Source organism: Janthinobacterium sp. HH102, assembly GCF_001758625.2.
GTDB lineage: Bacteria > Pseudomonadota > Gammaproteobacteria > Burkholderiales > Burkholderiaceae_D > Janthinobacterium.
On the sequence record NZ_CP062062.1, the window covers coordinates 1,690,877 to 1,705,689 of the forward strand.

15 protein-coding genes are annotated in these 14,813 nt (G+C 62.3%); 8 read left to right on the forward strand and 7 right to left on the reverse strand.

The genetic code is table 11. The annotated features are described in order from the left end of the window. The first annotated feature begins 66 nt into the window (after positions 1–66). Positions 67–306 (forward strand): hypothetical protein, encoded by a 240-nt coding sequence (locus JAB4_RS07585; RefSeq protein ID WP_029496207.1) that lies wholly within the window; start codon positions 67–69, stop codon positions 304–306. An 87-nt stretch (positions 307–393) separates the two neighbouring features. Here the strand turns inward: JAB4_RS07585 and JAB4_RS07590 are convergent, their stop codons facing one another. The 3 genes from JAB4_RS07590 to JAB4_RS07600 form a co-directional block, all read right to left on the reverse strand. Next, positions 394–1,233, reverse strand: coding sequence for a hypothetical protein (locus JAB4_RS07590; RefSeq protein WP_343216245.1), 840 nt, complete (start codon positions 1,231–1,233; stop codon positions 394–396). Between the two features lie 61 nt (positions 1,234–1,294). Next, positions 1,295–3,142, reverse strand: coding sequence for a CHASE domain-containing protein (locus tag JAB4_RS07595; RefSeq protein ID WP_227742113.1), 1,848 nt, complete (start codon positions 3,140–3,142; stop codon positions 1,295–1,297). A gap of 203 nt (positions 3,143–3,345) precedes the next feature. Then, a complete protein-coding gene (locus JAB4_RS07600) occupies positions 3,346–5,112 on the reverse strand; it encodes a glutamine--tRNA ligase/YqeY domain fusion protein (RefSeq protein ID WP_070221375.1) in 1,767 nt (588 codons plus the stop codon). 162 nt (positions 5,113–5,274) lie between these two features. On the opposite strand from JAB4_RS07600, the gene JAB4_RS07605 reads away from it, so the two are divergent. From JAB4_RS07605 to JAB4_RS07625, 5 genes are all read left to right on the forward strand, one after another. Next, positions 5,275–5,568, forward strand: a complete 294-nt coding sequence (locus JAB4_RS07605) for a DnaJ domain-containing protein (RefSeq protein ID WP_010395442.1) — start codon at positions 5,275–5,277, stop codon at positions 5,566–5,568. Positions 5,569–5,783: 215 nt separating this feature from the next. Continuing rightward, entirely contained in the window at positions 5,784–6,296 is a 513-nt protein-coding gene (locus tag JAB4_RS07610) for a hypothetical protein (RefSeq protein WP_070221376.1), read from the forward strand. Next, the gene (locus tag JAB4_RS07615) at positions 6,286–7,077 is read left to right on the forward strand and encodes a hypothetical protein (RefSeq protein WP_070221377.1); all 792 of its coding nucleotides are present in this window, start codon (positions 6,286–6,288) and stop codon (positions 7,075–7,077) included. Before JAB4_RS07610 ends, JAB4_RS07615 begins: the two co-directional genes overlap by 11 nt. Before the next feature lie 19 nt (positions 7,078–7,096). Further along, positions 7,097–7,969: a hypothetical protein gene (locus JAB4_RS07620; RefSeq protein WP_070221378.1), complete on the forward strand. Its 873-nt coding sequence runs from the start codon at positions 7,097–7,099 to the stop codon at positions 7,967–7,969. A gap of 283 nt (positions 7,970–8,252) precedes the next feature. Next, positions 8,253–9,212 (forward strand): IS110 family transposase, encoded by a 960-nt coding sequence (locus JAB4_RS07625; RefSeq protein ID WP_083289991.1) that lies wholly within the window; start codon positions 8,253–8,255, stop codon positions 9,210–9,212. 84 nt (positions 9,213–9,296) lie between these two features. On the opposite strand, the gene JAB4_RS07630 is transcribed toward JAB4_RS07625, so the two are convergent. Further along, positions 9,297–10,199: a LysR family transcriptional regulator gene (locus tag JAB4_RS07630; protein ID WP_070221868.1), complete on the reverse strand. Its 903-nt coding sequence runs from the start codon at positions 10,197–10,199 to the stop codon at positions 9,297–9,299. Positions 10,200–10,302: 103 nt separating this feature from the next. On the opposite strand from JAB4_RS07630, the gene JAB4_RS07635 reads away from it, so the two are divergent. Then, positions 10,303–11,583, forward strand: coding sequence for an MFS transporter (locus tag JAB4_RS07635; protein WP_227742114.1), 1,281 nt, complete (start codon positions 10,303–10,305; stop codon positions 11,581–11,583). A 6-nt stretch (positions 11,584–11,589) separates the two neighbouring features. Here JAB4_RS07635 and JAB4_RS07640 read toward each other — a convergent pair whose 3' ends face one another. After that, entirely contained in the window at positions 11,590–12,237 is a 648-nt protein-coding gene (locus JAB4_RS07640) for a hypothetical protein (protein WP_070221867.1), read from the reverse strand. Positions 12,238–12,401: 164 nt separating this feature from the next. Here JAB4_RS07640 and JAB4_RS07645 point away from each other — a divergent pair, with 164 nt between their 5' ends. Then, positions 12,402–12,728 (forward strand): hypothetical protein, encoded by a 327-nt coding sequence (locus tag JAB4_RS07645; protein WP_070221866.1) that lies wholly within the window; start codon positions 12,402–12,404, stop codon positions 12,726–12,728. A 17-nt stretch (positions 12,729–12,745) separates the two neighbouring features. On the opposite strand, the gene JAB4_RS07650 is transcribed toward JAB4_RS07645, so the two are convergent. Continuing rightward, a complete protein-coding gene (locus JAB4_RS07650; RefSeq protein ID WP_070221865.1) occupies positions 12,746–13,615 on the reverse strand; it encodes a LytTR family DNA-binding domain-containing protein in 870 nt (289 codons plus the stop codon). Next, positions 13,612–14,727, reverse strand: coding sequence for a histidine kinase (locus tag JAB4_RS07655; protein WP_070221864.1), 1,116 nt, complete (start codon positions 14,725–14,727; stop codon positions 13,612–13,614). The genes JAB4_RS07650 and JAB4_RS07655 overlap by 4 nt, the downstream gene beginning before the upstream one ends. Positions 14,728–14,813: the final 86 nt, after the last annotated feature.

Genomic DNA, 14,813 nt, shown 5'->3' on the forward strand with positions numbered 1-14,813 from the left:
TGAATTATAGCGAAAGAGGCATTCGGCTTCTTTTTGCTCTAATACAACAAGTACGGATTTTTGATCATGTCTCTCAAACAAATTACTTCTTTGCCTACCTACAACCCGAATCGCGTCCTCGATGCGATCATCGACAAGCTGCAACTGAAAAACGATGCCGCCTTGTCGCGAGCTCTGGAAGTGGCGCCACCTGTTATCAGCAAGATTCGTCACAACACCTTGCCGATCGGCGCCACGATCCTCATCCGCATGCATGAAATCAGCGATTTCAGCATTCGTGAACTGCGCGAGTTGATGGCTGCCTAAGAGCGCCTGACAGACGGCAAACTGAGAGGTGCCGTCTGGGTAAGTCAGGCTTGCCGCGTGCGGCAGCCACATCTGTTTTCCGCCGTTCTATTGCGGGTCGCGGTTCAGTACCGGACGATCGACATAGAAGCGCCCCAGTTCCAGGCCAGTCGAAGACGATTTGACCACCGCTGCGGTCAGAGAGGCCGGCGCGCTGGAAAACGCGGTGCTGGCAGCGCCCGTCGCGCGGCCCGAATACGCCGTCGCCTGCACGGCCGCACTGGAAAACGCCGTCTGCACGGCCCGGCCCGAGTAAGCGGTGGCCTGTACCGCGGCACTGGAAAATGCTGTTTGTACCGCGCGTCCCGAATACGCTGCCTGTACCGCACGTCCCGAATACGCCGCCTGTACGGCGCGCCCCGAATACGCCGTTTCTGCGCGGATATAATCTTCTCCGAACGTCTGCTCATACAACTGCTTCATGCGCTCGCCCACGCGATGGTGCGCCGCTTCGTCGTCTTCGCCGCGCAAGCCGATGTACGGAAAGTGATGGAGGAAGTAACCGAACACCTGCTCGCAGTCCGCCGCATATTTCAGGGTGTCGAGGATGTGGTAGTGCCAGAAAGTATCGACATCCATCAGTGGCGCCGTTTCTTCCTCCGGAAACTGTTTCATCAGGATCAGGAAGCGGCGGTATTCAAATTCCACCGCATTTGCCTTTTCCAGGCTCCATCCTTCGCCTGACTCCCGGTGCATCAGCTTGACCTTGATCGCGTCCAAATTCAAATCGGCAATTGCTTTGAAACTGTCGTTCGTATCCATGAATGTCCTTTTGTAAAGAGCGTTGTGGGAAATACGGTGAAACAAGGGAAGGCGGCGGGTGTGTACTCCTGGCAAGTAGTCGAGGAATGCCTGCCCATGGCGGGCGGGCGCTGAGTTGTTCAACATCAATATTGCATCTAATTACGAAATATGCAAGCTGAGCTTGCTTCATGCGGGCGGGCGCCGATCAACTGCTGGCCCGGCTTTCTTCCTGGTAGGGAAACGCGGTGGCGTCCGCGCCCAGCGGTACGCTGACGTGTACGCTCATGCCGGCGCCGGGGCTGCTTTCGATGTAGAAAGTGCCGCCCAGCAACTTGATGCGTTCCTCGATGCCCACCAGGCCAAACGAGCCCAGCTTGTTGCGCCCGTCGATGGCCGCGCCCACGCCGTTGTCGCTGATGCTCATCGATACCGTATCGCGGCACTTTTCCAGCTTGACATGCACGCGGCTGGCATTCGCATGCTGGGAAATATTGCTGAGCGACTCTTGCAGGATACGGAACAGGGCCGTCGCGCACTGGTCGCTGAGGCAAATGTCGCCATGGCTTTCATGCACTTCGCAGGCGATGCCCGTGCGCTGGCGAAATTGCGCCACCTGCCATTCGACGGCCGCATTCACGCCCAGGTCCAGCACGGTAGGGCGCAAGTCGTTGATGATCTGCCGCACGCTCTTGATGGTGGCGTCGATCTGCTCCAGGGTCGAGCGGGCGCGCGCGTTCAGGCGCGGGTGGCGGCGCTGCGTGCGCGAGGCCAGCATGTCCGCATCGATGCGCAGCACCAGCAGGTTTTGTCCCAGGTCGTCGTGGATTTCGCGCGCGATGCGCTTGCGCTCTTCTTCCTTGATCTGGTCGGCGTGGGCCGCCAGCCGGCGCAGTTTCTGGTGCGACAGCTGCAGGCGGATCTGGCTGGCGCGCAATTCCTCCGTCATGCCCGTCGCCATCTGGATGGCGCGCCGGCGCGACGACGCCAGCGTGTGGAACAGCATGTACAGCAGCATGGCGCTGGCAAAGCCGATCAGCAGGGCCAGCCATGGCAAGAAGGCGTCGAAGCGCGTATACAGGTCGCTCTTGCGCACGCTGAACAGCGCTTGCCAGACGCGGCCATTGTGTTCAATCAGCATCGTGCTGCTCAGGTAGCGGCCCGAACTGCCGGGCAGCCACCACGGCGCATGCATGCCCGCCGTCGTGCTGTCGAAGATGGGACGCATGTCGTGCGGCAAGTTCAGTGCTTCGCGCGCCTGGGGGCCGATATCGAACAGGGTCAGGCGCACGTTACGCACCGGCATGTCGGCCAGCGCGCTGCGCATCATTGTCACCAGGTCGTAGCCGATGCCGACGGAACCCTGGTAAGCGGCGCGCCGCTGCTCCACCGTATCGACCGGCATGCCGTAGCGGTACACGGGCAGGCGCATGGCCATGCCTGTCAATTGGGGCCGGCCTTCCATCGGCACGGGCACGCCGGAATTGCTGACCTGCCCGGAATCGCGCGACTGCGCCAGCATTTCCGCGATCAGGGGGCGCGCGGCGATGTCATTGCCATACTTTTCCGGGGCGCTGGCAATCGGCTCGATGTACACCAGCACGGAATAACGGGCGCGCGGGGCGGGTGGATGGATGGCAAACGCCGGATAGCCGTCGCGCCCGGGCGGATAGTCGCGCTGCATGGCCGCTTCGAAGGCGCTGCGCTGCGCGTCGTCGAGTTCCTGGCTGTAATTGAGATTCATCACGCCCGGGTAGTTCTGTTGCAGGGCAATGTTTGCCACATAGCGGTGGAATTGCTCCCGGCTCACGTGTTCGTTGGCGTGGAACAGGCTGGCCGTGCCGCGCAGCAGGTTGGCATACGACTTGACGCGCGATTCGATGTTTTTCCGCGTATTGCGGGCCAGATTGTCGAACAGCTCGCTGGCGTCGTTTTCGATCGACAGCGAGGCAGCCATGTAGAACAGCAAGCCCACCACCATCGACATCACGAAGCCGAGCAGCCAGAGCGGTCTTTTTTCAGCAGATAAGGGGTGTTCGCTGGCAGTAGAAGACATCGCCATCCGCATCAGGAAGAGGAATCGGGGGCCGCCTGGGCGACTGTGTTATACAAGCGCTATTGAAATTGCAAATTGCTCAATAGCTGCCTAATATACAAAATTATCGTGAATGTAGTCAACAGGCAATATTCTGGGGTGACATATGTTCTTGAAACGAAAAAAAACCGCCGCAGCGGTTTTTTTGTGGGTCGTCCGGCGCCTTATTTTGCGGGCTGCCAGCTGTCTTTCAGGGTGACGATGCGGTTGAAGACGGGCTTGCCAGGCTGGCTATCGACCCGGTCGGCCGCGAAGTAGCCGTGGCGCTCGAACTGGAAGCGCTGTTCCGGCTGGGCCAGTTCCGCGCCCGGTTCCAGCCACGCCTGCACCACTTCCTTGGCCAGCGGGTTCAGGGCCAGCTTGAAGTCCTTGCCGCCCGCGTCCGGCTGCGGGTCCGTAAACAGGCGGTCGTACAGGCGTACTTCGGCGGGAATCGCCGTCGGCGCGCTGACCCAGTGCATATTGCCCTTGACCTTGTAGTTGGCGCTGCCTTCCGTGCCAGACTTGCTGTCCGGGAAATAGTTGCAATGCACGGCGATGACCTTGCCTTCGGCATCCTTGTCAAAGCCCGTGCACTCGATCACATAGCCGTAGCGCAGGCGAACCTTGCTGCCCGGCTTGTCGTCGATGGGCGGATACAGGCGGAAATAGCCCTTGTTCGGCACTTCCATGAAGTCGTCTTCCTCGATCCACAGCTCGCGCGAGATGGGGAAGGTGCGCAAGCCCCGTTCCGGGAAGTGCGGGTGCACGGGCGCCGTGCACTCGACGCTCTCGTTTTCGGGGAAGTTGTCAATAATCAACTTCAGCGGACGCAGCACGGCCACCGTGCGCGGCGCCTTCGGGTCCAGGTCTTCGCGTAAACAGCCTTCGAGCACGCTATAGTCGATCCAGCCGTCGGATTTCGTCACCCCCGTGCGTTCGCACATCAATTGGATCGCTTCCGGCGTGTAGCCGCGGCGGCGCATGCCCACCAGGGTCGGCATGCGGGGGTCGTCCCAGCCGTCGACGATGTGTTCTTCCACCAGCTGGCGCAGCTTGCGCTTGCTGGTGACGATGTACGTCAGGTTCAGGCGCGAGAACTCGAACTGGCGCGGCACCGGTTGCTGGAAGAAGCCGCCGGCCGACAGGGTTTCCAGCAGCCAGTCGTAGAACGGACGGTGGTCCTGGAATTCCAGCGTGCAGATCGAATGCGTGATGTTTTCCAGCGCGTCCGAGATCGGGTGCGTGTAGTCGTACATCGGATAGATGCACCAGGCGTCGCCCGTGCGGTGGTGATGCGCGTGGCGGATGCGGTAGATGGCCGGGTCGCGCAAGTTCATGTTCGGCGAACTCATGGCATCTTCGCTCATCTTCGCGCGCAGGATGTGCTCGCCATCCTTGAACTGGCCCGCCTTCATGGCGCGGAACAGGGCCAGCGATTCGTCGCGCGGACGGTCGCGGAACGGCGAATTCTTGCCGGCCTGGCCGAAATTGCCCCGGTTGGCGGCCATGTCTTCGGCGCTCTGGCTGTCCACGTAGGCAAAGCCGGCCGTGATCAGGTACTCGGCCATCGCGTACAGCTGGTCGAAATAATCGCTCGCGTAGTGCAGGTGGCTCTGGCCATCGGCAGTCTTCGGCTCCCAGTCAAAGCCCAGCCATTTCACGCTGTCCATGATGGTGTCGACGTATTCCTGCTCTTCCTTGGCCGGATTGGTGTCGTCGAAGCGCAAGTTGCACTGGCCGGCGTAATCGCGCGCCAGGCCGAAGTTGACGCAGATCGACTTGGCGTGGCCCACGTGCAGGTAGCCGTTCGGCTCCGGCGGGAAACGCGTGATCACCTGGGGCAGGCCGGGACGCACGTGCGCGCCGGCAGCCAGGTCGGCTTCGATGATGTTACGCAAGAAATTGGGCGCCAGCGCTGGCGCGGCGGTATTCGGTTTATCGTTGCTCATTGATCAATGCGGAAGAGTGACAGTAAAAAGCATTTTACCGTACCGCAAGCGCTTTATAAGCACGTATTTGGCCCCATATCCCAGCATGCAAGCGACGCGGGCGCCGTTCTATAGGATAATTCGCCTTTAATTAGCAAACAAAACGTGACCCCGGAGCCATTTATGGAAAATTTGTATAACGTCCTCGGTGTCGCGCCCAATGCCAGCGACGATGAAATCAAGAAGGTTTACCGTTCGCTGGCCATGCGCTTCCACCCCGACCGCAACCAGGCCCCCGGCGCCGAGGCGCGCTTCAAGAGCGTCACCAAGGCGTATGAAATCCTGGCCGACCCGGCCAAGCGCGCCGAATACGACCAGAGCGTGAACCACCGCATCATCATCGATCCGGAAGCGGAAGCCTATGCCCTGTGGTGCGGCGTGTTCCGCCTTCACGGCACCGTGCTACCGGCCGATTGAGGGAGTCTCACATAACCTACTGCGCGTCGTGATTTGCGGCCTGCGATGCTCACCGTACTAAAGTACGGTTGCGCTTCTTAGGCCAACGGGGGCGCCGAGCCTCACTGCCGCTCGCTACGGTTCTGTGAGACGCGGTACAGTCCGGATGATTTTAAAAACAACAACAACGGCGCTTTTAATGTAACAGCGCCGCGCATCACATTGGAAAGCACAGCATGAGAAGAGTACACCCTGAATTCGCGTACCAGTCGCGCGAGCTGGAAGGCCAGATCGACGGCATCCTCGGCGACCCGCCGAACCGCAAGAACTACAAAAGCATGGTCGACGCACTGGTGAGCGAGTACGCGAGCGGCGGCGGCATCGAAGACGTGAACATGCTGGCCTTCGCGCTGGTCGATCACATCACCTTCAGCGACCCGAAGGGCTTGCTGGCCGAAAGCGAAGACTACGAGTTCGGCGACCCGGCCCGCGTGTTTTCCATGGCGACATGCGCCGCGCCGGAAGCGGCGAAGATGTACGCCGCCATCGAAGAAAGCTTCCCCGACCTGGCGCGTCAGGCCATCATCACGGCCTTCCTGCACAAGAATCCGCGCCTGTGGGACGACGACGACCAGTCGCTCGACCAGCTGGCTGCCAATGACGACGGCGACGACGAGCACGATGAAGACGAAGCCACCGACGATTTCGCCCAGATGTTTGACCAGGATGGAGATGACCATGGCCGATAACAAGCATGAACAAAAAAGCAACCTGCCCGCGCTGACGAAGCAGGTCACGGAATTGGTGCTGTCCGGTTCGCTGGGCCACGCCGAGCAGGCGTTTGCGGACGCGGCCGACCAGTACGGCGACCTGGCCGTGGTGGAAGTGCTGAGCGCCATCCCGCCGCAAGTGACGGCCCTGCACCTGGCCGGCTTCGACGGCGGCAAGATGTCGCTGGCCACCTTGCTGGTGCCGCCGAAAGCCTGGGCCGACAGCCTGGCCTTCATCGCCGCCACCTGGAGCGACGACCAGATCGAGGATGATCCGGAACGCATCGCCGAAGCGCTGTTCGCGCACATCCACGGCGTGGTGTTTTCCACCGACGACGCCGAGCGCCGCCGCGAGCTGCTGCTCGAAGCATCCGCCACCGACTGGGGCGCCACGGCGTTCGCCATTTTGTTCTCGATGGCGCCGAAGGAAATCCTCGAAGTGGCGGGAGAGATCGTCATCAAGGGACCGTACGTGACGGGCGTGACTTCGTCCGACAACGATATCGTGCCGCTGGCCATCGAACTGGCGCAAGCGAATGAAGACGGCTGGGACCGCTCGCTGTTCGAACTGTTCCCCGACTTCCGCCACAGCGCCGACCTGGCCGACGCGGAATACTCGGACGATCCGGATGAAGAACCGACCATGTTGCAGCGCAGTACCAAGGAATTGCTGTACCGTCTGCGCAAGCAAGTGCCGAGCACGCGCAGCGCGCCGCGTTCCAGCACGCGCCGCAGCCTGGGCACGGGCATCTTCTCGTAATGAAAGCAGGGAATCACTAATGCTGCCAGCAATTGTTGTAGAGAATCTTCCGCGCCTGGTGCGCGCCATCAAGCTGTTGCCGGGCGACCCGCGCGAAGACGCGGCGCTGAACCTGGCCGACGAATTGACGGGCATCACGGCCATGGTGGCCGAGAAGTTCACGAATGAACGCACGGCCGACGGCATCCAGAAGGCGCTGTACCTGACGGTGGGCGGCGTGTCGCTGGGCCTGGAGCAGGCCGTCACGCATGAAGGCGACCAGGCCGCCCTCGATTTCCTCGTCGAGCACGGCGCCGAGCACGCGTTCCAGGTGGGCTTTCGCCTGATCAAGGACCTGTCGCAGCTGCCCGAAGACGCCCTCGTCGGCGAATACGACCAGGACCCCGTCTACCTTGCGCGGCGCCTGCGCGAACTGTTCATCGATATTTGCCAGGCCGACCCGAACCAGAACTGGGCCGGCTATGAAAAGTATGCGTTGCAGTTGCAACAGCGCAAGGAAGTGCAAGCCGTCGTGCGCCTGGCCGGCTGGCTGCGCCGTCACCACGACAACGGCCCCGTCAGCGACAGCGACTTGAATGCCGAGGGTGTGATCGCCCTGGCCATCATCTTCGCCATCGAAGGCGGCGGGCGCATCGTCGCGCGCACGGGGCAAAAGGAGTTTGAACGCTTTGTGCGTTCCGTGCGCAAGAACAAGCCCGACTTCGAGGAAGGCTGGGCCGCCCTGGTAGCCAAGGTGCCCGTGCAGCACCATCCGGTGTTGCTCGACCGCATCGCTTCGTACCGCCGCAGCTGCACCGTGGTGCAGAAAATCCTCACGCGGGCCAGCATGAAGAGCCTGTTCGAGGACCTGGAGAATTACGCGGGTTCGGAGCTGGATGCGGATTATTCGTAATCCAACGCTGTTGTCGGATTACGCGGCGTGCCGCCGCTAATCCGACCTTGTATTATTCCCCTCATGCCGTTCGTGGTATTGCGAACGGTATCGACCGCTGTCAAAATCTTGGTAGGCATATCAAGACCGGGTAACTGGATGCCGTATCCGCCCTTAGGCCCCGAGCCAGCTCCGTAGATCTCGCACCAGTTACCCATCCTCCATGTCAAGATCGGACAGTATCTTTGGCACCGGCATGCCGGTTAGCCCGCATTTGCAAGGTAGATCGCAAGAGGACCACAGCATGTTTAATTTAGGAATCGACGTTGCCAAGGCCAAGCTCGACTGCGCGCTGCGCCTGCCCAACGGCAAGCATCGTAACAAGGTTGTCGAGAACAACCGTCAAGGATTCACCGCGCTCCACGCATGGCTGCTGAAGCATGCTGCCGGCAGCCCCAGGGTGTGCATGGAAGCGACGGGCACGTATTGGGAAGGGGTTGCCGAATATCTCGCTGGACTTGGCATGGTGGTCAGTGTCATCAATCCAGCCCAGATCAAGGCCTTCAGCGCTTCACGCCTGGTGCGCACCAAGACCGACAAGGTCGACGCACAGCTGATCGCCGACTTCGCCCATGAACGCCAGCCAGAGCCCTGGCAGGCGCCATCGCCGGCCGAGCAATCGCTGCGCGCGCTGGTGCTGCGCCTCGATGCCTTGCAAGCGATGCGCCAGCAGGAAAGCAACCGGCTTGAAGTGGCGCGCGCGGCGGTACGCCAGGGTATCGAGGATCATATTGCCTGGCTCGACGCCGAGATCAAGGCGCTGATCCTGGCGATCCGCCGTCATATCGATGACGACCCGGATTTACGCGGCAAGCGCGAATTGCTCGATAGCATCCCTGGCCTGGGCGAGCGCACGATTCCCGTGCTGCTGTCCTACTACGCCAATCCTGAGCGCTTCGACAGCGCCAAGCAGGCGGTGGCGTTTGCGGGCCTCGATCCGCGCCAGCACGAGTCAGGTTCCAGCGTGCGTGGCAAGCCACGCATGTCGAAGGTCGGCCACAGTTTCCTGCGCAAGGCACTGTACATGCCGGCCATGGTGGCAGTGCATAAGACGCCTTGGGGCAAGCGCTTCGGTCAGCGTCTGCGTGACGCCGGCAAAGCGCCCAAGCTGATCATCGGCGCCATGATGCGCAAGCTGGTGCACGTGGCATTCGGCGTGCTCAGGTCGGGAAAAATATTTGATCCGGCCTTGCACGCCGCTTGACGGGGATAACAGTATCTACGACGGCGCGCGTTCCGTAGGTCGGCTTAGCTGCGGCACAGCCGCAGCGTAAGCCGACATTGCAGCCTACGCTCCCCCTTCCAGCGCCGCTTCCTCGGCCAGCTTGACGAATGCCGCCACCAGCGGCGACGTCTCTTCTTCCCGTTGTGCCAATAACAGACTGGTCGTCGCCTGCGGGTCGGCGATGGGGCGGTAGCACACGCCATCCATGCGGATGCGGTCGAACGAGGCGGGCAGCACGGAAATGCCGCAGCCGGCCGCCACCAGGCCGATGATGGTCGATGCTTCGCCCGCTTCCTGCGTGACCTGGGGCACGAAGCCGGCGGCCTTGCACAGTCGAAAAATCTGCGGATAAATCCCCGTGCCCGCATCCCTGGGATACATGACAAAGCCTTCGCCCGCCATGTCGGCAATCGCGATGCTGTCCTTGGCCGCCAGCGCGTGGGCGACGGGCAGCACGAGGAACAGCGGGTCCTGGCGCAATTCGGTCAGGCGGATGTCGTCCGGGTACGTCGTTTCCGGCGGGCGCACGAAACCCAGGTCCATCGTCCTGCCCGAGATCGCTTCCAGTTGATGCAATGTCGCCATTTCATGCAAGGTCAAGGTGACGTGCGGGAATTGCTGGCGGTAGCGGTTGATGACGGTCGCGAAGTAGGGTGTGAACGGCGTGGAAAAGGTAAAACCGATGCGCAATTCGCCCGCTTCGCCCCGCTGTGCCCGGCGCGCCGTGACGGCCGCCTGTTCCGACAGGGCCAGGATGCGCCGCGCATCGTCGAGAAACAGCGCGCCTGCCTGCGTCAGCCGCACGGAGCGCTTGTTGCGCTCGAACAACTGCGCACCGAGTTCCGCTTCCAGCGCCTGGATTTGCTGGCTCAGCGGCGGCTGGCCGATGTGCAGGCGCTCGGCCGCGCGCGTGAAATGCAGCTCTTCGGCAACGGCGACAAAGTAACGGAGGTGGCGCAGTTCCATATAAGTAATATTTTAAAAGTATGAGTTGGGCCTTGAATATATATTGGACGATATGAGTTGGCAATCCTAAGATGAAGACTCGCTTCCTTTCCGAAACACGGCCATGTCTGATTCATCGCTTGCCTTTGCCCCCGCCGCCTCTTCCGCCATTCCGGTTTCTCCCGCCGCACCCGCGCCCCGCACGGCCATCGCCAAGGGCTCGATCGAATTCAAGCGCAGCAACCGCGCGCTGTTCTTTGGCGGCTTTTCCACCTTCAGCCTGCTGTATTGCATACAACCGCTGTTTCCGCTGCTGTCGCACCAGTTTCATCTGACGCCCGCGCAAAGCAGCTGGTCGCTGTCCGTGTCGAGCGGCTTGCTGGCCATCTCCTTGGTGCTGCTCAGTGCCGTCTCGGACCGGGTCGGGCGCAAGCCGCTGATGGTGGCATCGATGTTTTCCGCCGCGATATTGACGATCTTGTCCGCCTTCGCGCAGGATTATGCGCAACTGCTGGCCATCCGCGCCGCGCTGGGCATTGCCTTGGGCGGCATGCCGGCCGTGGCCATGGCTTACCTGGGCGAGGAAATCGAGGGGCCGTCGCTGGGACTGTCGATGGGCTTGTATATTGCAGGCAGCGCGTTTGGCGGCATGTCGGGACGCTTGATCGCTTCCATGCTCAGCGATTTCCTGTCGTGGCGCTGGGCCTTGGGCGTGCTGGGCGTGGCCGGCGTGCTGGCGGCGGCGGAATTCTGGCGCAGCCTGCCCGCGTCGAAGAATTTCGTGCCCACAACCCGAGGCTGGAATGCGCTGCCGCACGCGATCAAGCAACATTTTTCCGACCAGGGCTTGCCATGGCTGTTCTGCCTGGCTTTCGTGCTGATGGGCTGTTTCGTCAGCCTGTATAACTACATCGGCTACCGCCTGCTGGCCGCGCCATTTGGCTTGCGCCAGAGCACCGTCGGTTTGCTGGCCTTTCTGTACCTGATCGGCATCTTCAGTTCCGTGTGGGCGGGCCGCCTGGTGGACCGGCTGGGGCGCCGGGGCGTGCTGTGGATCATGCTGTCGGTGATGCTCAGTGGCATTGTATTGACCCTGTTCGACTCGCTGCCGCTGATCGTCATCGGCATGGCGCTGGCTACCTTCGGTTTCTTTGCCTCGCACTCGATCGCCAGCAGCTGGGTTAGCCGCCGCGCCCGCGCGCCGCAGGCGCTGGCCTCGGCCTTCTATCTGCTGTTCTATTATTTGGGGTCAAGCCTGATCGGTTCCGCCTCGGGCATGATGTGGGGCTTCGACGGCTGGACGGGCGTCATCATCATGCTGGGCGTATGCCTGGGCGGCGGCGTGCTGATCGCCTTGCGCCTGCGCCATCTGCAGCCGCTGGGCGCGCGCGAAGCGGTGGGCTGAGCCCGGCTATTTGGGGCAGTTGCCGATCATCGTTTCCCCCTGCTTGCCCGCGCGCGTGGTCACGCACAAGGTGCCCAGCGCGCTGGTGATTTTATACGTGCGGCTGCCCATGGCCTCATTCGCGCCCACTTCCTCGATTTTCGATGCCTCGTACCATTTCGGCGGCACGGCTGCGTAGGCTTCGGCAAAGCCTTGCTGCATGCGCTTGAAGGCGGTGTCGTCCAGTTTCTGTTCTCCCCGCTTCGGGAATTCCTTGCGTAAATCCTTGTCGATCTTGCCCACGTCGCGCTTGGCTTGCGCCAGGATATCGGCGGCGCTGGGCGCTGGCGGCGCCGTGATCGCTTCCGCCATTGCCGGTGCTGGCGCCGGCTCGGCGGCGGGCGGGGGCAGGGGGCGGCTGACGGGTGCCGGTATGGTTCGGCGCGGCACATGTTCAGCGGCCGGTTTTGCGCTGCGCAAGGCTATCGGCTTGGGCGGCGCAGGGGGCGTGTGGCGCAGCCAGGCGATGGCCGGGCCCTGCGGCAAGTGCTCGTCAACGGCAAGGCGGGGGCGCGACTGCAGGATCACATAGGCCAGCCCCGCGTGCAGCAGGACGATCAGCAGCAGGCCGGGAGCGCGGCGGGGCAGGGGTGGCAGCGAGGTCATGGAGGGCATGGTGGTTCAGGTACGCCAATGTATCTGAAGGATTTGATAATTATCTAGAATGTCACAAGCGCTTACAAAAAAGTGCACCATGGAAATTTCAACGCCATGGCGCGTGGCGGGGAACCTTGGGCCGGCCTGACGATCCAACTCTCGATACCATGGGAGGACAGATCATGATGCAGGTAAAGGAAGTGGCACGGCGCTTTGGCGCCATCGAACACGCGATCGGCCAGGCGGCCCAGTTGTGCGGCAAGCAGCAGGGCATGCCGATGGACTTGAAGGATTGCATCAATCAGCTGGACCAGCAAAAGAGCGCCGTGCGGCAAGCCATCGACACGCAGGACGATGCGCGCATCCGCCAAGCCGTCGACCAGATGGAATCGCTGGGCGACCGCGCCAAACGGGCGTGCGGCACGGCGACCAGCGTGACGCCGGAAATGAAGAGCGCCGTGCTCAAGGTCCACGATGAACTATCGGACCTGAAGCATCAGCTCCACTAGAACCTGGCTCCTGCGCGCTACATCTGCCGGAACAGATGGGCATATAAAGGGCTGACACGCAGTTGCGCCGGATGCTGGCGTAGGGTCAGCGACAGCTTGCCCGCCTCGTCGCGCACGGCCGTGGCGATGGCGCTGGCATTGACGATGGTGCCCCGGTGGATTTGCCAGAATTGTTGCGGGTCCAGCTGGGGCAAAAGTTCCTTCAGGCTCGTGCGTATCAGCGCTTCGCTGTCCTGGCACACGACGTTGATGTATTTGTCCAGCGCCTCGAAATACACGACGTCGGCCAGCGCGATCATGCGCACGCTGTTGCCTACGGCCGCCCGTATCATTTGCAGGCGCGGCGCGGGCGGCACCATGGCCTGCAACTGGGCCAGCAGTCGGGCCAGGTTGTCGTCGCTGGGGGCCGCTGTGACGGTTGCCACCACCGGCGCCGCCGCAGTGGCTGCCGCCGCTGCCGCCGCTGGCGTTGCTCTCCCGCTGGCGCCGGCGCTGTCGCGCAGGCGTTGCTGCAAGCGTTCCACCGTCTTGGCCAGGCGCGCATCGTTGACGGGTTTTAAGACGTAATCGGCGGCCGCGTGCTCGAAGGCGGCCAGCGCATATTCGTCGTAGGCGGTAACAAACACGATGTGAGGGAACGCGATGCCGTCCGGCCACTGTTCGGCCAGCTCTTCGGCCGCTTCCAGGCCCGTCTTGCCCGGCATCTTGATGTCGAGAAATAGAATGTCGGGCTGCAGCGCCAGGCCTTGCTGCAAGGCTTCCACGCCATTGGCGCAGGTGGCAACGATGTCGAGTTCCGGCCATAGCCGGCGCAGGGCATGCGCGAGGGCGGCGGCGAGTATGGGTTCGTCTTCGGCGATCAGGGCGCGCGGGGGGGAACTTGTCATGGCGTGGGGCTCGCGGTGGTGGAGTGTATCGGTAATTGAAGGCGGGCGATGACGCCTGCCGGTGTGTTGGGGGCCAGCGACAGGCTGGCGGCATCGCCATGCATGCCGTGCAGCCGTTCACGGATATTCGCCACGCCCAGCTGCGTGCCCTTGGTCTGGCCCGGATGGTCGAGGCCCAGACCATCGTCGCTGACGGTCAGCACCAGCGCGCCGCCGTCCGTTGACGCCTGCACGTGGATATGGCCGCCTTCTATCTTCGGTTCCAGGCCGTGCTGGATGGCATTTTCCACCAGCGGCTGCAGCAGCATGGGCGGCACCTTGATATTGCGCAAGGCCTCGGGCAAGTCCAGCGTAAAGCGTAAGCGCGCACCCATGCGTATCGACATCAGTCCCAGGTAGGCTTGCATCAGGGAAAACTCCTGCGCGAGGGTGGTGGACCCGGCGCGCGAGGAACTCAAGGTGGCGCGCAGATACTGGATCAGCTGGTCGAGCAGCAGCTGGGCGCGGTCCGGATCAAAGCTGATCAGGCCCTGCAGGTTGGCCAAGGTGTTGAACAGCATGTGCGGCTCGATCTGCGCCTGCAGCAGTTGCAGCTGCGCCTGCATGGCCTGGCGCGCCACGGATTCGGCGCGGGCCTTTTCCTCGGCGGCCACCATTTGCAGCCGGGCAATCTTTTCGCGGCTGGAGAAAAACAGCACGGCGCCGCCCGTGGCCAGCAGGGTGAACACGAGCGTGCCCATCATTTGCGTGGGCAACAGCTTGTCGAAGCCGCCCACGTCCACGCCCGTCAGCCAGCCGAACAGAACCAGGCCCAGCATTTGCGCCACGGGCACGGATAGCAGGATGATGAGCATGAAGGGCAGGAGTCTGGGCCGCTGGTCCGCACCCCATAAAGTCAGGCGCATGCCGTCGATCAGCAGGAATGCGATCGTGCCGATGCACATCGAGGCGATCAGGTTTTGTCCGAAATGGCTGCCCGGATTGAGGATGAAGGTAATGACCAGCGCGCAGATCGCGTTCAGCACCAGCGCATAGCGAGAGTCGAGCAGCATGCGGTAGTAGGGAAAGCGGCGTCTGGCGGGGGCGTCGGCGGAAGGGGCGTCTGAGTTCATGGAAGTGTCTGCTGGTAGCGATGGGGCATTGTGTGCCAGCGCAGGCCAGGGCGCAACAGGGCTGCGACGAAACGGGGCCGGCGCGT